The sequence below is a fragment of the Cobetia sp. 3AK genome (genome assembly GCF_029846335.1).
Classification (GTDB): domain Bacteria; phylum Pseudomonadota; class Gammaproteobacteria; order Pseudomonadales; family Halomonadaceae; genus Cobetia; species Cobetia marina.
In genome coordinates this window covers 159,358-177,390 of record NZ_JARWKR010000006.1, presented here as the reverse complement: position 1 = coordinate 177,390, position 18,033 = coordinate 159,358, and the positions used below count along the sequence as shown (strand labels likewise).

At 60.8% G+C, this 18,033-nt stretch carries 14 protein-coding genes; 8 read left to right on the top strand and 6 right to left on the bottom strand.

Features of this window, described 5'->3' with window-relative positions; genetic code table 11:
* Together waaF and rfaD are read right to left on the bottom strand one after the other, a co-directional pair.
* A complete protein-coding gene (gene waaF / locus QD228_RS10500) occupies window positions 1-1,020 on the bottom strand; it encodes a lipopolysaccharide heptosyltransferase II (RefSeq protein WP_279875524.1) in 1,020 nt (339 codons plus the stop codon).
* Window positions 1,021-1,158: 138 nt separating this feature from the next.
* Complete coding sequence (gene rfaD, locus QD228_RS10495) at window positions 1,159-2,115, bottom strand: ADP-glyceromanno-heptose 6-epimerase (RefSeq protein ID WP_077379721.1); 957 nt, start codon at window positions 2,113-2,115, stop codon at window positions 1,159-1,161.
* A gap of 170 nt (window positions 2,116-2,285) precedes the next feature.
* Here rfaD and glyQ point away from each other — a divergent pair, with 170 nt between their 5' ends.
* From glyQ to QD228_RS10470, 5 genes are all read left to right on the top strand, one after another.
* Window positions 2,286-3,248 carry a glycine--tRNA ligase subunit alpha gene (glyQ, locus tag QD228_RS10490; protein ID WP_103751491.1) on the top strand — a complete coding sequence of 321 codons (963 nt, stop codon included), beginning with the start codon at window positions 2,286-2,288 and terminating at the stop codon, window positions 3,246-3,248.
* On the top strand, window positions 3,245-5,314 hold the full coding sequence (glyS, locus tag QD228_RS10485) for a glycine--tRNA ligase subunit beta (protein WP_279875523.1): 2,070 nt from the start codon (window positions 3,245-3,247) through the stop codon (window positions 5,312-5,314). Before glyQ ends, glyS begins: the two co-directional genes overlap by 4 nt.
* A 377-nt stretch (window positions 5,315-5,691) precedes the next feature.
* Complete coding sequence (gene gmhB / locus QD228_RS10480) at window positions 5,692-6,321, top strand: D-glycero-beta-D-manno-heptose 1,7-bisphosphate 7-phosphatase (protein WP_077379725.1); 630 nt, start codon at window positions 5,692-5,694, stop codon at window positions 6,319-6,321.
* A gap of 138 nt (window positions 6,322-6,459) precedes the next feature.
* Window positions 6,460-6,972, top strand: coding sequence for an S-ribosylhomocysteine lyase (gene luxS / locus QD228_RS10475; protein WP_077379728.1), 513 nt, complete (start codon window positions 6,460-6,462; stop codon window positions 6,970-6,972).
* Between the two features lie 156 nt (window positions 6,973-7,128).
* Window positions 7,129-8,058 carry an alpha/beta fold hydrolase gene (locus tag QD228_RS10470; RefSeq protein WP_279875522.1) on the top strand — a complete coding sequence of 310 codons (930 nt, stop codon included), beginning with the start codon at window positions 7,129-7,131 and terminating at the stop codon, window positions 8,056-8,058.
* Window positions 8,059-8,214: 156 nt separating this feature from the next.
* Here QD228_RS10470 and gyrB read toward each other — a convergent pair whose 3' ends face one another.
* The 4 genes from gyrB to dnaA form a co-directional block, all read right to left on the bottom strand.
* Window positions 8,215-10,632, bottom strand: coding sequence for a DNA topoisomerase (ATP-hydrolyzing) subunit B (gene gyrB, locus QD228_RS10465; RefSeq protein WP_084209549.1), 2,418 nt, complete (start codon window positions 10,630-10,632; stop codon window positions 8,215-8,217).
* A gap of 19 nt (window positions 10,633-10,651) precedes the next feature.
* Complete coding sequence (recF, locus tag QD228_RS10460) at window positions 10,652-11,737, bottom strand: DNA replication/repair protein RecF (RefSeq protein ID WP_077379734.1); 1,086 nt, start codon at window positions 11,735-11,737, stop codon at window positions 10,652-10,654.
* Between the two features lie 224 nt (window positions 11,738-11,961).
* Entirely contained in the window at window positions 11,962-13,065 is a 1,104-nt protein-coding gene (gene dnaN / locus QD228_RS10455; RefSeq protein WP_077379736.1) for a DNA polymerase III subunit beta, read from the bottom strand.
* Between the two features lie 148 nt (window positions 13,066-13,213).
* Window positions 13,214-14,701 (bottom strand): chromosomal replication initiator protein DnaA, encoded by a 1,488-nt coding sequence (gene dnaA, locus QD228_RS10450; protein ID WP_077379738.1) that lies wholly within the window; start codon window positions 14,699-14,701, stop codon window positions 13,214-13,216.
* A gap of 840 nt (window positions 14,702-15,541) precedes the next feature.
* Between dnaA and rpmH the strand changes: the two genes are divergently transcribed.
* The 3 genes from rpmH (at window position 15,542) to yidC (ending at window position 17,860) form a co-directional block, all read left to right on the top strand.
* A complete protein-coding gene (rpmH, locus tag QD228_RS10445; protein WP_043331656.1) occupies window positions 15,542-15,676 on the top strand; it encodes a 50S ribosomal protein L34 in 135 nt (44 codons plus the stop codon).
* 11 nt (window positions 15,677-15,687) lie between these two features.
* Window positions 15,688-16,077: a ribonuclease P protein component gene (gene rnpA / locus QD228_RS10440; RefSeq protein ID WP_077379742.1), complete on the top strand. Its 390-nt coding sequence runs from the start codon at window positions 15,688-15,690 to the stop codon at window positions 16,075-16,077.
* 118 nt (window positions 16,078-16,195) lie between these two features.
* Complete coding sequence (gene yidC / locus QD228_RS10435) at window positions 16,196-17,860, top strand: membrane protein insertase YidC (RefSeq protein WP_077379744.1); 1,665 nt, start codon at window positions 16,196-16,198, stop codon at window positions 17,858-17,860.
* The last annotated feature ends 173 nt before the right edge of the window (window positions 17,861-18,033 follow it).

Here is an 18,033-nt window from a genome sequence, read left to right as displayed (position 1 = left end):
TCACCGCTCATCCTCATCCAGCGCGATCGCCGTCAGCAATCGCTCAGGCGCGATGTGATTCAGGCAGTTGGTATGCCCCAACGGACAGACGCGCTTGAAACACGGTGAGCACTCCAGCGCCAGCCAGTGAATCTCGCGATTGGCCGTCAGCGGTGGCGTGTAATGTGGTGACGAGGAGCCGTAGATGCCCTGGATACGGGCCCCTACCGCAGCCGCCACATGCATCAGGCCGGAATCATTGCTGACCACTTCCCGACACTCGGCGATCAGATCCACCGCATCCGCCAGTCGCGTCTTGCCACACAGGTTGTGGACGCCGGCCAGCCCCTGGGCAATCTCCTCACCGGCCGCCACATCCTTGGGACCGCCAAAGATACGCACCTCCGCCCCGGCCTGCGTCAGTGACTCGGCAAGCTCGCGAAAGTGCGCCAGTGGCCACTGCTTGGCCGGCCCGTATTCCGCGCCCGGCATCATGCCGATGATGGGGGTCGGTGGCGCACTCAGGCCCAGCTCCTCGCGCAAGCGCAGCTGATTGGCGCTGTCGGTGACGAGACAGGGTTCGGGGATGCGCTGCGGCGGGTTGGACTCGTCCAGCGGCAGGCCCAGTGAGGTGAAGCGCTTGACGGTCTGATCGAGAATCGACTTGTCGAGCTTGCGGCACTCGGTGAGCAGGCCGTGGCGCTGCTCACCGGTGAAGCCGACCCGCACTGGAATACGCGCGAAGAATGGCACCAGCGCCGACTTCCAGGAGCGCGGCAGCACGATGGCGCGATCGAAACGCCCGCGCAGCGAGCGCCCCAGTCGCCAGCGCGCCTTGAGGGCGAAGTCGCCATGCCCCGCCGGCAGTGCCAGCGCTTCCTCGACCTCGGGCATGCGCTCGATGATCGGTTGCGACCAGGCGGGCGCCAGCACACTGATCCGGCAGCCGGGCGAGCGCTGCTTCAACGTCATGAACAGGCTCTGCGCCATCACCATGTCGCCGACCCAGCTGGGCCCGACCACCAGAATGCGCTCACTCATGCCTTGCTCCTCTTCACGGCCAACCCTCTTTGCGGATGCGCTTGCCCTGCCCCATCGCACTTGCGATGCAGGCGCCCATGCTCATTCCACACGCGCTTACCCTCAGTCCACACGTGCTCAGTCCACACGTGCTCAGACTCAGCGATTCAGCCATTCGAGATAGGCGCGGGTGCCCTGGGCAACGGTCTTGAACTCGACGTTGCAGCCGGCCTTGCGCAGCTTGCCGATGTCGGCACGCGTGAAGCTCTGGTAGCGGCCCTTGAGGTTTTCCGGGAAGTCGATGTACTCGATCTCGCCCTTCTCGTAGTACTCGATGACGGTCTCGGCGATCGCCTTGAACGGCTCGGCACGGCCGGTGCCCAGGTTGAAGATGCCGGAGGCTTCCGGGTGATCGAGGAACCACAGATTGACGTCGACCACATCACCGACGTAGACGAAGTCACGGCTCTGCATGCCGGCTTCATAGCCATCGTAGGCGCCGAACAGCTTCGGGTTCTCGCCCGCCTTCACCTGGGTGTGATGGTGGTAGGCGACGCTGGCCATCTTGCCCTTGTGCTGCTCACGCGGGCCATAGACATTGAAATAGCGGAAGCCGACCACCTGGGTGGTCAGGCTGTCCCAACGCTGGCGCACGTGCTGGTCAAACAGCAGCTTGGAGTAGCCGTAGACGTTGAGCGGCCCTTCGAACTCCGGTGTTTCCTTGAAGACCTGGCTGTCGCCGTAGGTCGCCGCGGAGCTCGCGTAGAGGAAGGGAATCTGATTCGCCTCACAGAAGTTGAGCAGCACCTTGGAGTACTCGAAGTTGTTCTCGAGCATGAACTGGCCGTCCCACTCGGTGGTATCGGAGCAGGCGCCCTCGTGGAAGATCGCCTCGATCTTCGGCAGCTCGGCATACTCACCCATCAGGCTCGACTGGACGCGAATCAGGAAATCGTCCTTGTCGAGATAGTCGGCAATGGTCAGATCCGCCAGATTGACGAACTTGGTGCCGTCACTCAGGTCATCCACCACCAGGATATCGGTACGGCCGCGATCATTGAGTGCCTTGACGATATTGGCACCGATGAAGCCGGCGCCTCCGGTAACGACGATCATTTGAGCTCCCATAGCCTCTCAGAGGCTTGTAGGCAATACGCGCGTGCAGGGACGCGACGCATCAGAATTTGGAAATGGCACGCACTCGGTTACGTCTGCGGCCTATAACCCGATAAGCGGGGATTGTATACTTGGCAGTTCTCGAATTCATGGGCCAACGGGCTTCACCAATGACACAGCCAGACGTGAAAACCTTCCAGGGCCTGATTCTGGCCCTGCAGCAATACTGGGCCGAACAGGGTTGCATCATCCTGCAGCCATTGGATATGGAGGTTGGCGCGGGGACTTTCCACCCGGCGACCTTCCTGCGCTCCATCGGTCCTGAAACCTGGAACGCTGCGTATGTGCAGCCTTCCCGCCGTCCCACCGACGGCCGCTACGGCGAAAATCCCAATCGCCTGCAGCACTACTACCAGTTCCAGGTGGTGATGAAGCCGTCACCGGCCAACCTGCAGGAGCTCTATCTGGGCTCGCTGGAGCGTCTGGGCATTGACCCGCTGGTCCACGACATCCGCTTCGTCGAGGACAACTGGGAATCCCCGACGCTAGGCGCCTGGGGACTTGGCTGGGAAATGTGGCTCAACGGCATGGAAGTGACCCAGTTCACCTACTTCCAGCAGGCAGGCGGCATCGAATGCTTCCCGGTCACCGGCGAGCTGACCTACGGTCTCGAGCGCATCGCGATGTACCTGCAGGACGTGGACAGCGTCTACGACCTGATCTGGACCACCGCACCGGACGGCTCCGTGGTCACCTACGGCGATGTCTTCCTGCAGAACGAGAAGGAGCAGTCCGCCTACAACTTCGAGCACGCTGCCGTGCCGGAGCTGTTCGCTGCCTTCGATCACTGCGAGAGCGAATGTCAGAAGCTGCTGGCGGCCAACCTGCCGCTGCCGGCCTATGAGCAGGTGCTGAAGGCCTCCCACACCTTCAACCTGCTGGATGCGCGTCACGCCATCTCCGTCACCGAGCGTCAGCGTTACATCCTGCGCGTGCGCACCCTCGCCCGCGACGTGGCCCACGCCTATTACGACTCGCGCAAGGCCGCTGGCTTCCCGCTGGCACCACAGGCACTGCGTGACGAGCTGCTCGCCGCCGATGACACCACTACCGAGGGAGACGCGTCAGCATGACCTCCGTGAATACCCTGCTGATCGAACTGGGCTGCGAAGAACTGCCGCCGGGTGCCATCGATGCCCTCGCCGACGGCCTGGCCAATGGCCTGGCCGATGGCCTGCGTGAGGCCGAAGTCGCCTTCGGTCAGGTCCGCGCCTACGCCACACCACGTCGCCTGGCGGTGATGATCGAGTCGCTGGCCGAGCGTCAACCGGACCGCGAGATCGAGAAGCGTGGCCCGGCCAAGGCTGCGGCCTTCAAGGATGGTGAGCCGACCCGCGCCGTGCAGGGCTTCGCTCGCTCCTGCGGTGTCGAGGTCAGTGATCTGATCGAGCTGGAAACCGACAAGGGCACCTGGCTCGGCTATCGTCATACCCAGCCGGGCGAGCATCTTTCCGCCCTGCTGCCGGCCATGCTGGAACAGGTCGTCGCCCGCCTGCCGGTGCCGAAGAACATGCGCTGGGGTGCCTCACGCATCGAATTCTCTCGTCCGGTGCATTGGCTGGTCGCGCTCTACGGCAGCGAAGTGATCGAGGCCAGCGTGCTGGGCCTCGAGGCAGGCCGCACCACCTTCGGTCATCGCTTCCATGCCCCGCAGGCCATCACGCTGGCGCACGCCGAGGACTACCTCGACGCGCTGGAAGATGCCCGCGTGCTGGCCAACCGTGAAGTACGCCGTGAGCGCATCCGCGAACAGGTCCAGGCCGAGGCGGAAGTCTATGGCGCCAATGCCGTCATCGAGGAAGCCCTCCTCAACGAGGTCAACGGTCTCGTGGAATGGCCGGTCGCACTGACGGGCACCTTCGATGAGCGCTTCCTGGAAGTGCCAGCGGAGTGTCTGATCTCCTCCATGAAGGCCAACCAGAAGTACTTCCACCTGCTGGACAACGACGGCAAGCTCAAGCCGGCCTTCATCACCATCTCCAATATCGAGAGCAAGGACCCGCAACAGGTCATCTCCGGTAACGAGAAGGTGATTCGTCCGCGTCTGGGCGATGCCGCCTTCTTCTACGAGACCGACCTGCGCAGCACGCTGGAATCGCGTCGCGAGAAGCTCGAGAGCGTCGTCTTCCAGCAGAAGCTGGGCAGCATGGCCGACAAGGCCCGTCGCAGCGAAGCCGTGGCCCGCCACATCGCGGAGCGCATCGGTGCCGATGTCGAGCATGCCGCACGCGCCGCACAGCTGGCCAAGACCGACCTGGTCACCGAGATGGTGCTGGAGTTCCCGGAACTGCAGGGCATCATGGGCCACTACTACGCCCGTCACGATGGCGAAGATGCCACCGTCGCGCGTGCGCTGGAAGAACAGTATCTGCCGCGCTTCGCCGGCGATGCGATCCCCACGACCAAGGCCGGCATGGCGATCGCCCTGGCCGACCGTCTCGACACCCTGACCGGCATCTTCGGCATCGGTCAGCGTCCGACCGGCGCCAAGGACCCGTTCGCGCTGCGTCGTGCCACCATCGGGGTGCTCAACATCCTGATCAAGGGCGAACTGGACCTCGACCTGCGCGAGCTGCTGACCGTCAGCGCCGAGCAGCATCGTGACCTGCCCAAGGCTGAAGGACTGGTCGAGGACGTGCTCGAGTACATGCTCGATCGCTTCCGCGCCTGGGCCAATGACGAGGGCATGGGTGCCGAACTGTACCTAGCCGTGCGTACCCTGAAGATCAGCAACCCGCTGGACTTCGCGCGTCGTCTGCGTGCCGTGCACGCCTTCGGCGAACGCCCGGAAGCCGCCGCTCTGGCAGCCGCCAACAAGCGCGTCTCCAACATCCTCGCCAAGGCCGAGCACGATGGCCGCACCGAGGTGGACACGAGCCTGTTGAGTGAGCCGGCCGAGCAGGCACTGGCAGAGGCCCTCAAGGCACGTGGCGCGGAAGTGGCACCGCTGTTCGCGGCGGCACGCTACCAGGAAGCCCTCGATACGCTGGCCAGCCTGCGCGAGCCGGTCGATGCCTTCTTCGATCAGGTCATGGTCAACGCCGACGATGCCGCCGTGCGCGCCAATCGCCTGGCGATGCTGGCCAGTCTGCAAGGCCTGTTCATGGGTGTGGCCGACATCAGCCTGCTGACCCAATAAGGGCTGCCGGCCCACGGTGTCCCCGACATCGGTAAATGGCAGTCTCTGCAAAAGAACCCCGCCACGGCGGGGTTCTTTTGCATCCAGCCTCCTCGAAATGACGTATTGCGTGACAGGATTACACGCAATGTGGCCGCGATGTCACAAATTCTGCCTTGATCCCCTACCTAGGTCGCACTAGAATCCAGTATAGAAACAGTGTTCGAAAAGCGTGACAGCCTGTCGCACCCACGCTCTTCGGTCACTCGGCGCCATTTGCCCAATCCCCGTGCGAGCGTCATCTTGTGACTTGGCTCACAATTTCCCAGGCAAAGCGGCGACCCCCTGACAAGCAGCCCGGCTGACGCCCCTGACTGCCCTGAGGTGAAGAGTTGACCATGCAAAAACTGATCGTGCTCGACCGTGATGGTGTCATCAATGAAGACTCCGATGCCTTCGTCAAGAATGCCGAGGAGTGGATCGAATACCCCACCTCCATTCAGGCCATCGCTCGCCTGACGCGAGCGGGCTATACCGTGGCCGTCGCGACCAATCAGTCCGGCATCGCTCGCGGCCACTTCGGTCACCGGGAACTCGACCAGATGCACGCCAAGATGATGCAGCTGGTGAAGGAAGCCGGTGGCGATATCGCCCACATCGCCTACTGCCCGCATGGCCCGGATGATGGCTGCGATTGCCGCAAGCCGGAACCCGGCCTGCTGCACCAGATTCAGGACGCTCTGCAGATTCCGGACTTCGAAGGCGCCTGGATGCTGGGCGACAGTCTGCGCGACCTGGTCGCTGGCCAGAAGGCCGGCTGTCGCGCCGCGCTGGTGATGACCGGCAAGGGCCAGAAGACACTGGCCGATGGCGAGGGCCTCAAGGACGTGCTGGTGGTCGCCAACCTGGCCGACTTCACCAACCGCCTGCTGGATGGCGAGCTCAACCATGCCATGTCGGATGGTGAGCCGGGAAAGTCCCAGCGCCGCTGCGTGAGCTGTGAAGCCGCTGCCGAGAGCTATCTGTGAGACACACATGCCGCGCGCACTCCCTGCGCCGGCATGTGCTTGCCCCTCTATTCAATAGCGGCGATATGCTACCCTTCAGACATGAATCCGGGCAGGCAACGGCCTGCCCATCTCACTCCCTCATGCTGGAGGCCTCGTATGCCACTGCTGGATAGCTTCACAGTCGACCACACCATCATGAAAGCCCCTGCCGTGCGCGTGGCCAAGAAGATGGGTACCCCCAAGGGCGACAACATCACCGTCTTTGATCTGCGTTTCTGCGTGCCGAATGAAGAGATTCTCTCCGAGAAGGGCATTCACACGCTGGAACATCTGTTCGCCGGCTTCATGCGCGAACACCTCAATGGTGATGGCGTCGAGATCATCGACATCTCGCCGATGGGTTGCCGTACCGGCTTCTACATGAGCCTGATCGGCGAGCCGGACGAAGCCCGGGTTGCCGCTGCCTGGTCTGCCGCCATGCAGGACGTGCTGAACGTCGCACGCCAGGAAGAGATTCCGGAGCTCAACGTCTATCAGTGCGGTACTGCACAGATGCATTCTCTGGAAGAAGCCAAGCAGATCGCCAGCAACATCCTGTCACGCGATATCGGCATCAATCGCAATGATGAGCTGAAGCTGGACGAAGGCTTCCTCAATCAGGCGCATTGAGTCTTGAGACACCAAGTCTTGAGATACCAAGCCTTGAGGCACCGGACTTGATCAGCCTGTCGAGTGCGCCGGGTCCTTGAACGAAAAAGCCCGCTATCTGACCTGATCAGATAGCGGGCTTTTTTCATGCCGCAACATCCCGAGCGAGTGACGCGAATGCCCGATTCCAACAGCCATGCCTTTGATTTCACGACTTTCCTGGCAGACAAGGAAGCGTGGTCAGCACCGAATGAACTCGTCCCCTACCGCTGTCGCGATGGCAGCAGCCTGGGCTGTCGTCACTACCACCCGACGCGCATTCCAGCGAGCACGACACACCTCATCCTGCTGCATGGTTCCAGTGCTGACAGTCGCTACCTCGCCTCACTGGCAACGCATCTGGCCACTGAGGGGTATCACGTCCACACGCCTGACTTGCGTGGCCATGGCCCGACGCCTGCCCGGCGCGGCGATATCGATCACCCGCTGCAGCTCGAGGAGGATCTTGAAGATCTGATCCGCTCACTGGACCTCCCCGCTGACGCCAGCTTGTGGATCGCCGGGCACTCTGCGGGAGGCGGCCTGGCACTGCGGTTCGCGGCATCCGCTCTGGAACACGGGCTTGCCGGCATCCCGCTGGCTGGCCTCATTCTGCTGGCTCCCTATCTGGATCACCTCGCTCCCAACATGCGTCGCGATTCCCGCTGGGCACAACCGCGGATAGCACGCATGCTGACATGCTTGCTCTTGAACAAGCTGTCCATCCATCGCCTGGATCATCTCGAGGTACTCACCTTCAACATTCCCGCTGAATATCGCGATGCCAACACCACGAGCGCTTACTCCTGGCGCTTGATGACAGGCCTCAATCCTCGCCATTACCAACGAGACCTCGAGACTCTGTCACGGCATCACGTGCCCTTGCTGGCATTGATCGGTGATCAGGATGAGGCGTTTCACGCCGACCGACTCGAGGAATGCCTGCAGCCGCAACATCCCGCCGCGCACGTCACGATACTCGAGGACGTGGATCATCTGGGGCTGGCGACGGCAACAATCACGGCAGAGCGTATCGCTGAATGGCTGGCAAGCGATCCGGCAGCTTGAGACGGCCTCGTGCCTCTTTCTGCCGTCCCCCTCTTCCCTTTCTCTTCCCACCTTTCTGTCACCTTCGGCACGCTCCAGCTCTGGCACTGGCAGCAAGGCACAAAAAAGCCCTGATCCTTGATCAGGGCTTTTTTTCAGCTGGCGACGATCACGACATCAGACGTCGAGATTGGCCACCAGGGCGAAGCGCTCGATGAAGTCACGACGCGGCTCGACCTCATCTCCCATCAGGGTGTTGAACATCTGATCGGCACCGATCGCGTCTTCGACCGTCACACGCAGCATGCGGCGTGATTCCGGATCCATGGTGGTTTCCCACAACTGATCCGGATTCATTTCTCCCAGCCCCTTGTAGCGCTGGATGCTGAAGCCACGCGCCGCTTCCTTCATCAGCCAGTCAAGTGCCTCGTAGAAGGTGACGACCTCCTTCTTGCGCTCACCGCGTGAGACATAGCTGCCCGCCTCCAGCAAGCCTTCCAGCATGGAGCCCAGCTCGCTGATCTCACGGTAGTCCGCGGACTTGAAGAAATCGACGTCCCACAGATAGTCACTGCTGACACCGTGCGCCGTCAGTGTGACTGCCGGCAGATAGAGGTTGCGCTCACTGTCATGGCTGAGGCTGAAGCTGTAGTGCGGGCCGCCCTCATAGGCGATCAGGTCATCCATTTCCTTCTGGAGACCATCGATCCAGCCCTGCACCATGGCTTCATCCTTCAGTGCCGACTCATCCAGATGCGGGGCATGCACGATCTTGCGCAGCACGGCAGACGGATAGACGCGCGCCAGACGATCGATACGCTTCATCACGCCGCGATACTGATTGACCAGTGCTTCTAGCTGAGCGCCAGCGATACCCGGCGCATCGGCATTGACGTGCAGCTTGCCGCCGTCCAGCGCCGTGGCTGTCAGGTAATCCTGAAGCGCCTGCTCATCCTTCAGATACTGCTCGTGCTTGCCACGCTTGATCTTGTAGAGCGGTGGCTGCGCGATGAAGATATGACCACGCTCGATCAGCTCCGGCATCTGACGGAAGAAGAAGGTCAACAGCAGCGTACGAATGTGCGAACCATCGACGTCAGCATCCGTCATGATGATCACGGAGTGGTAACGCAGCTTGTCAGGATTGAACTCCTCCCGACCAATACCGCAGCCCAGCGCCGTGATCAGCGTGCCGACTTCTGCAGATGACAGCATCTTGTCGAAGCGCGCCTTCTCGACGTTGAGGATCTTGCCCTTCAGCGGCAGGATCGCCTGGGTACGACGATCACGCCCCTGCTTGGCGGAACCGCCGGCAGAATCACCCTCGACCAGATACAGTTCGGAAAGACTCGGGTCCTTCTCCTGGCAATCAGCCAGCTTGCCCGGCAGCCCCGCGATATCCAGTGCACCCTTGCGACGCGTCATGTCACGCGCCTTGCGCGCCGCTTCACGCGCACGTGCCGCATCCAGCATCTTGTTGACGATGGCCTTGGCTTCGTTGGGCTTCTCGATCAGGTACTCGGAGAACAGACGGCCCATTTCCTGCTCGACCGCTGTCTTGACCTCGGACGACACCAGCTTGTCCTTGGTCTGCGAGGAGAACTTCGGATCCGGCACCTTGACCGAGATGATCGCGGTCAGGCCTTCACGGGCATCATCCCCGGTGGTGCCGACCTTGGACTTCTTGAGCAGCCCTTCCGCCTCGATGTAGCTGTTGAGGGTACGGGTCAAGGCTGCACGGAAGCCCGCCAGGTGAGTTCCGCCATCCCGCTGAGGGATATTGTTGGTGTAGCAGAAGATGTTCTCGGAGAAAGCATCATTCCACTGCATCGCCACCTCGACACCGATACCGTCCTCGCGCTCCATTTCAAAATGGAACACCGGATTCAAGGCTGCCTTGTTGGTGTTGAGATGATCCACGAACGCCTTGAGACCGCCCTCATAGTGGAAGAGCTCTTCCTTGCCGCTACGCTCGTCGATCAGACGAATCGCCACACCTGAATTCAGGAAGGAGAGTTCCCGCAGACGCTTGGCCAGAATCTCGTAGTGAAACGCGATGTTGCCGAACGTCAGCGGTGAGGGCTTGAAGCGCACCAGGGTGCCGGACTTCTCGGTGTTGCCGACCACTGCCAACGGGGCCTCTGGCACGCCGTGACGATAGATCTGCTCATGGACCTTGCCCTGACGCCAGATGGTCAGCTTCAGCTCTTCGGACAGCGCGTTGACGACGGATACGCCAACGCCATGCAGGCCGCCGGAGACCTTGTAGGAGTTGTCATCGAACTTACCACCAGCGTGCAGGACCGTCATGATGACCTCAGCTGCGCTGACGCCCTCTTCCTCATGAATCTCGGTCGGCACGCCACGGCCGTTGTCGCTGACGGAGACCGACTCATCGGCGTGGATGACCACGCGGACTTCGCTACAGTGCCCTGCCAGCGCCTCGTCGATGGAATTATCCACCAGCTCGAACACCATGTGATGCAGCCCCGTGCCATCATCGGTATCGCCGATGTACATCCCGGGGCGCTTGCGTACGGCATCCAGGCCCTTGAGGACCTTGATGCTCGATGAGTCGTAAGCCTGTTCGCTCATTGGCTTCTCCGTCGTGAAGTCATTCCGTGTGCAGTCGCCCGTGTTCCACGTGAAACATTCTGACATCCGTGCCCGGCAGCCAGACCCGATCCAATGCTTCGGGTTCGACACAGGTCACGAAGACCTGACACTCGAGGCTGGCCAGCAACTGGCAGAAGAGTCGGCGATGTTCGCCATCCAGTTCTGCCGGCAGGTCGTCGATCAGATAAACACAGGTACGTCCGTTCATTTCCTCAAGCAACCGCCCCTGGGCCAGCTTGAGTGCGCTGACGACCAATTTCTGCTGGCCACGGGACAGCACCTCTACCGCAGGGCGGCGCCCGAGACGAATGCGTAGATCAGCGCGCTGCGGTCCGGTCTGGGTAAACCCCATGTGGCTATCGCTGTCACGCCCTGCTGCCAGCACCTCTCCTAGAGAGCGCTTCGCATCCCAGCCACGTTGATAACGCAGACTGAGATCCGGCAGCTCGATCAGCTCAGCGAGAGTTGCCTGAAACAGGGGGGCCAACGCTTGCATATATTCCATGCGCAGGGCATCGAGACGCTCACTCCAATGAGCAAACTCACGATCCCAGACGTTCAATGCCTGAACGTCCATCTTACCATGTCTGAGTAACGCGTTCCGATGTTTGAGCGCACGGCGAACCCGCTGCCAGACATCGAAGAAATCATGTTTCACGTGAAACACGCCCCAATCGAGAAACTCGCGGCGTGCCGATGGCGAGCCTTCCAGCAGCCGGAATGCATCCGGATTGATCAGCTGCAAGGGAAGCGCCTGCGCCAGCTGCGCCACACGCTCGACCTTCTCTCCATCCAGTCGCATCTCGAGGCCATCTGCAGCCTGCTCACGGCGCACTCCCAGCGGGCGAGGGGGATCCCCTGCCAACCGACCGAACAGCGTCATGCCGGGCGTATCGTGCGCGATGGCATGCTTCAGCTTGTGGGTACGGAAGGAACGTGCCAGTCCCAGCACATGCACACCTTCCAGCAGGCTCGATTTCCCGCTGCCGTTGGCGCCGCTCACCAGGTTGACCCTCGGACCCGGCGCGATATCGACAGGCGCAAGGTTACGCAGGTTCTGGAATTGCAGACGTTCAAGCGCCATGGCGACCTCAGTCAGGACAAATGAAGAAAACGAAGACGATATGCACGTTCAGCCTGTGATCGACACGATGCTTGCCGTGCCATCATCTCTTGGCCCTGAATGTGACGACACCCGCCACCTCACGGGAGAGGATGGCGGGTGTCGTCAGTCATGTGTTTAAGAAATTCGCGTACACTTTGCGATAATTACGAATCAAGCACATGATTTTTAACGATTTTACACTATTACAGACGCATCGGCATGACTACGTAACGCGCATCACCGCCGCCCGGCTCTTCCAGCAGTGCAGAGCTGTTGGCATCGGAAAGCGTCAACTGGACACGATCCGAATCCAGCACGCCCAGAACGTCGATCAGATAGCCGACATTGAAGCCGATCTCCAGACCACCGCCTTGATAATCCAGTGCGATGTTCTCTTCGGCTTCTTCCTGCTCCGGGTTGTTGGCCAGCACGCGCAGATTGCCGGCCTCCAGGTACAGGCGGACACCACGATACTTCTCGTTGGAAAGAATCGCGGTACGTGACAGTACCTGTCGCAGCTCGGCACGCTCCGCCACGATGACCTTGTCACCGCCACGCGGCACGACACGCTCGTAATCCGGGAACTTGCCGTCCACCAGCTTGGAAGTGAAGGTGAAGTCGCCGGTCTGCGCCCGGACGTGAGTCCCGCTGACGGTGAGCGTCAGCGGCTCATTGCTGCCGTCCAGCAGACGCGTCAGTTCCAGAATGCCCTTGCGGGGAATGATCAGCTTCTGGGACTCGGCAACACTGATGTCAGCGGCCTGCTCACATACCGCCAGGCGGTGTCCATCAGTGGCCACGGTGCGCACCAGATTGCTGGTCAGTTCCAGCAGCATGCCGTTGAGATAATAACGGACATCCTGCTGCGCCATGGCAAAGGAAGTGGCATCGATCAGATGCTTGAGCGTGCCGCGCGGCAGGCTGATGGTGATATCACCCTGACCATCATCGATGTTGGGGAATTCCGCGACCGGCAGCGTCGAGAGCGTGAAGCGTGAACGACCACTGCGCAGGATGGCACGGCCTTCCTCGAGCGCCAGGATGATCTCGCTGCCTTCCGGCAGCGACTTGCAGATATCCATCAACTTGCGCGCTGGTACCGTCGCGGAACCCGGCTCATCGACACGGCTGGGCTCGACACGCCCGATCAGCTCGACCTCCAGGTCGGTCCCCGTCAATGACAGTTGCTGATCAGACACCTCCAGCAACACGTTGGACAGCACCGGCAGGGTTTGACGACGCTCGACCACACCCGCCACCAGGGACAGCGGGCGCAGCAGGGCTTCACGCGAAATGGCAAATTTCATGGAGACTCCACTCTCTGGAAACGGGAGAAGTGCTTGCCGGTGACCAGCACACACTCATCAAATATTCCGGGCCGTCGCACGACAGGGCCCGGTGCACCAAGCGCCGGACAGGTTGACCTCACCCTCTCGGCGCTGCGTGGCAACTGAATCAGCTGGTCAGAAGACGCAGCAGATTCTTGTAGTCTTCGCGAATGTCGGCGTTCTCTTCGCGCAGTGAGGCCACCTTGCGGCAGGCATGCAGCACTGTCGTGTGGTCGCGTCCACCGAAGGCATCGCCGATTTCCGGCAAGCTGTGATTGGTCAGCTCCTTGGCAAGTGCCATGGCGACCTGACGCGGACGTGCCACCGAGCGCGAGCGACGCTTGGAATGCAGATCGGAAATCTTGATCTTGTAATACTCGGCCACGGTGCGCTGGATATTGTCCACACCCACCTGCTTGTCCTGCAATGCCAGCAGATCCTTCAGGGATTCACGGATGAAGTCCTGGTTGATCGCACGCCCCATGAAATGGGAGTCCGCGATGACCTTTTTCAGGGCACCCTCGAGCTCACGCACGTTGGAACGGATCTTCTGGGCAATGAAGAAGGCCGCATCATGAGGCAGGTCGACCTTCGCCTGGTCCGCCTTCTTCATCAGGATCGCGACACGAGTCTCAAGCTCCGGCGGCTCGATGGCCACTGTCAGCCCCCAACCGAAGCGGGACTTCAGGCGCTCTTCGACACCATTGATCTCCTTCGGATAGCGATCCGAGGTCAGGATCATCTGCTGTCCCCCTTCCAGCAAGGCATTGAAGGTATGGAAGAACTCTTCCTGAGAACGCTCCTTGCCGGCAAAGAACTGGATGTCATCGATCAACAGCGCATCCACCGAGCGGTAGAAACGCTTGAAGTCATTGATGGCATTGAGCTGCAGCGCCTTGACCATGTCAGCCACGAAGCGCTCGGAGTGCAGATAGACCACCTTGGCATTCTCGCCACCCTGCTTGGCCAGATGGTTGCCCACCGCATGCATCAGGTGGGTCTTGCCCAGACCGACGCCACCATAGAGGAACAGCGGGTTGTAGGCGCCACCCGGGTTCTCGGAGACCTGACGGGAGGCGGCACGTGCCAGCTGGTTGGACTTGCCTTCGACGAAGGTTTCGAAGGTGAAATTCGGATTCAAGCCACTGGAATGCTTGAGGCTGCCTTCTACCTGCACCTGCCGCGCATTGCGACGCGGTGCCGCCTCCTGCGCACCGTCACCCGCCATCTCACGCTCTTCTGCGTAATTGCCACGCGGGGGCGTATGCACTGACGGCGCACGCGGGCTCGGCATCTGGCCGGGCGCAGGGGCCTGAGCGGACACCGATGAAGTCGATGCCCCCTCTGGCCGCGGATTGGAGACCGTGCGGCGGCTTCCCACGCTGAGCTCGACCTTGGGCGGCTTGCCCGGAGCAAGCTCACGCAGAAGCTCATGAATCCGCTTGAGGTACTTGTCATTGACCCAGTCGCGTACGAAGCGATTGGGGGCGAGCAGGCACAGCTCTCCGCCGTCACCTTCCTCAGCCTGCAAGGGACGAACCCAGGTGTTGAACTGCTGTGAATTCAGCTCGTCTTGCAGGGCGTCAAGACATTGTTGCCAAAGTGCGAGCGACACGCGACCTCACATCCAGTGATCAAAGGGGCGGCCATTGTATAGGCCAAGCCACGAGTTATCCACACGACATCGGCAGGGAAATCCACTGTGGACAACCTGGGTATCAAGATTCTTCTGCCATCTGGACATTCTGGGGAGTGATGGAGGCCATCTGGAACGCTGGGGATAAGGCGATACTTATGCACAGTGTCATGCACAGGCTGAACTCAGGTTCTTCACCCTTTATCATCAGGGATATCCTGAGGGCAGTAGATTGAACTTCTTCGACAAAAACAGGTTATCCACAGAATCTTCCCTCCTTTATAGTTACTGTATATTCAGAACTACCTTTCTGTAGCAATGATAGCGAGGGCCTTGCTCGGGAATGCGCTTTCCCTCTCGAGGAGGTGGCGACGCACGCACAGGCAAGGTTATCCACCGGTGCTTTCCTGCCGCGAATCTGTCATTGGCTGGTCGGGCAAGACAGCCCGGGAGGCAGGGGCTATCCCCCGAAAGAGCGGGACCCGATGCACGAGTCGCCGCCCCCCCCTTCGCAAGTCTTCCCCTCGGTCAGCATGAGGCGCAGTTTCTCCTCTCCTTTCTCGACAAGGATTTTTTTGGCCCTGCACACGTGCTCCGTGGCTGGCTCGATAGCCGTGAGAAACGCCAGCTGACGGGCGGCGTGGCACGAATCAGCAGTGAAATGTCGGGAAACGGCTGTGGACAACTTCTCACGCGACATTGCAAGCGACTTGCAGATTCACTAGAATCCCTGCCCCTGACCAATCTGCCCTGTCCTCATGTGGATACAGGGCAACATTCGTTGACCTTTTCCAAACAACCACGTGGGAAGAAGCAGCTATGAAACGCACATTTCAGCCGAGCGTCCTGAAGCGCAAGCGCACACACGGTTTCCGTGCTCGTATGGCGACCAAAGGTGGCCGTGAGGTCATCCAGCGTCGTCGTGCGAAAGGCCGTAAGCGTCTGAGCGCCTGATCGAGGCCCGGATGTCCCGTCAGGGATTTCCCCGGCAGCTTCGCTTGCTGACTGCCGGGGATTACCGGCACGTCTTCGATCACACCACCCTCAAGGTACACGGCAAGGGGCTTCTGGCTCTGGCGTGTCCGAACGACCTGGGACATGCCCGCCTGGGGTTGGTGTTCAGCAAGAAGAACGTGCGCCGTGCCGTAGATCGCAACCGCCTCAAACGTCTGACACGCGAATCCATTCGCCTCCGCCAGCATCGCCTTCCGGCCGTCGACATCGTCGTATTGGCCAAGCGAGGTGTGAACGAGCTGGACAACGAGACACTGCATCGCCAGCTTGACGGCATGTGGGCTCGTCTGGAGAAGGATGCCAGACGTCTGAAAGCGGCCAAGTCAACGCCACCTGCCTGACGCGACACCTCTCCGGTGCGTCCGGCATGTGGCGTTTTTTTCGTTATGCGCCCCACCGTTCGTACCCGGACTCATCTGACTCCCGCCAGATTGATTCACCCTCCACCGGGTATACACAATGGATGTCAAACGATTACTCCTCGTGATTCCGCTTGCGGTTGTCGCCTATCTGCTGGTCGTCCAGTGGAACAAGGATTACGACCAGCCCGCTGCAGAGACACAGGCTCCCCAGGTGGCCTCTCAGGCTGCCAACGCCACTGCCCAGGGCCTTGAGGCTCCGAGCAGCAGCAATGCTTCCAGCGGCGATACCGGTCTTGCAACGCCGGACAGTGCGACCAGTACTCCGAGCAACAGCCTGATCGAAGTCAAGAGCGATGTGCTGGACCTGCGTATTGACCCGCAGGGTGGCGACGTCGTCTATGCCGCCCTGCTCGAGCACAAGCAGAACAACACCTCTGAAGCTCCCTTCGTCCTGCTGTCTGACAATCAGTCACGCAGCTACGTGGCCAAGTCCGGCCTGCAGCTGGATGGTCACAAGGGACGTATCGCCTTCTCCGCCGATAGCAACAGCTACCTCATGGGCGAGAATGACGATAGCCTGCAGGTGGATCTGAAGGCCGACGTCAACGGCGTCGCGATCATCAAGCGCTTCACCGTCAGCAAGGACAGCTACCAGCTCAAGGTTGACTATCTGCTGGACAACCAGTCCCAGCAGCCGGTCGGTGCACGCTTCATCGGTCAGCTGGCTCGCGACAACAGTGCCGACCCGTCCACCGGTGGCGGCATGGGCATGAAGTCCTATCTGGGTGCGGCCTTCTCGTCAGAAGAGAACCACTACCAGAAGGTGGATTTCGAAGATATCCAGGACGGCAGCTTCAAGAATGTCGACATCCAGGGTGGCTGGGTCTCCATGATCCAGCACTACTTCGTGTCCGCCTGGGTGCCGGCTGACAATCAGAAGAATCTGTACTACACCAGCGTCGACAAGCAGAACCGCAACGTGGCGGCCTTCGCCAGCCCGACCACTCAGGTCGCGGCCGGTCAGCAGGCTGAGCTCGGTGCCACCCTGTACGTCGGACCGAAGGATCAGGACCAGCTGGAAGCGACCGCGCCCTATCTGGAACTGGTGGTCGACTTCGGTTGGCTGTGGTTCCTGGCCAATCCGCTGTTCTGGCTGCTGGAGCACATCCACGCGCTGGTCGGCAACTGGGGTGCCTCCATCATCCTGCTGACCGTGCTGGTGAAGGTCGTGCTGTTCCCGCTTTCCGCGACCGCATACCGCTCGATGGCCAAGATGCGCAAGATGGGCCCCGAGATGCAGCGAATCAAGGAGAAGTACGGCAGCGACCGCCAGAAGGTCTCCCAGGAGATGATGAAGTTCTACCAGACGGAGAAGATCAATCCGCTGGGCGGCTGTCTGCCGATCGTGATCCAGATGCCGGTCTTCATCGCCCTTTACTGGATGCTGATGGAGTCCGTCGAACTGCGTCACGCACCGTTCATGCTGTGGATTCAGGATCTTTCCGTGAAGGATCCGCTGTTCATCCTGCCCATCGTCATGGGTCTCACGATGTTCATCCAGCAGCTGCTGAACCCGACGCCTCCGGACCCCACCCAGGCGAAGATCATGAAGATGCTGCCCATCGTCTTCACCTTCTTCTTCCTGTGGTTCCCGGCAGGTCTGGTGCTGTACTGGATCGTCAACAACACGCTGTCGATCGCTCAGCAGTACGTCATCACCCGTCAGATCGAGAATGCCGAGCCGACCAAGAAAGGCGCATGATGCCTTTCAGGTTCGCCTGACATGACTCACCCACGACCCTCGCCTCTGGCGGGGGTCGTGGCGTTTCAGGCCTCTGTTTTCTCGAGCGATCGTGACCGCCCTGCTGCCAGCTGATGCTTCCGGACACACCCTCGCTTGCTGTCGCGGGGCGTCAGCCGCGACAATAGCGCCCA

Bases quoted from the DNA above. Each gene is read 5' to 3' on its own strand.
- waaF (WP_279875524.1), bottom strand. From the start codon at position 1,020: ATGAGTGAGCGCATTCTGGTGGTCGGGCCCAGCTGGGTCGGCGACATG.
- rfaD (WP_077379721.1), bottom strand. From the start codon at position 2,115: ATGATCGTCGTTACCGGAGGCGCCGGCTTCATCGGTGCCAATATCGTC.
- glyQ (WP_103751491.1), top strand. From the start codon at position 2,286: ATGACACAGCCAGACGTGAAAACCTTCCAGGGCCTGATTCTGGCCCTG.
- glyS (WP_279875523.1), top strand. From the start codon at position 3,245: ATGACCTCCGTGAATACCCTGCTGATCGAACTGGGCTGCGAAGAACTG.
- gmhB (WP_077379725.1), top strand. From the start codon at position 5,692: ATGCAAAAACTGATCGTGCTCGACCGTGATGGTGTCATCAATGAAGAC.
- luxS (WP_077379728.1), top strand. From the start codon at position 6,460: ATGCCACTGCTGGATAGCTTCACAGTCGACCACACCATCATGAAAGCC.
- QD228_RS10470 (WP_279875522.1), top strand. From the start codon at position 7,129: ATGCCCGATTCCAACAGCCATGCCTTTGATTTCACGACTTTCCTGGCA.
- gyrB (WP_084209549.1), bottom strand. From the start codon at position 10,632: ATGAGCGAACAGGCTTACGACTCATCGAGCATCAAGGTCCTCAAGGGC.
- recF (WP_077379734.1), bottom strand. From the start codon at position 11,737: ATGGCGCTTGAACGTCTGCAATTCCAGAACCTGCGTAACCTTGCGCCT.
- dnaN (WP_077379736.1), bottom strand. From the start codon at position 13,065: ATGAAATTTGCCATTTCGCGTGAAGCCCTGCTGCGCCCGCTGTCCCTG.
- rpmH (WP_043331656.1), top strand. From the start codon at position 15,542: ATGAAACGCACATTTCAGCCGAGCGTCCTGAAGCGCAAGCGCACACAC.
- rnpA (WP_077379742.1), top strand. From the start codon at position 15,688: ATGTCCCGTCAGGGATTTCCCCGGCAGCTTCGCTTGCTGACTGCCGGG.
- yidC (WP_077379744.1), top strand. From the start codon at position 16,196: ATGGATGTCAAACGATTACTCCTCGTGATTCCGCTTGCGGTTGTCGCC.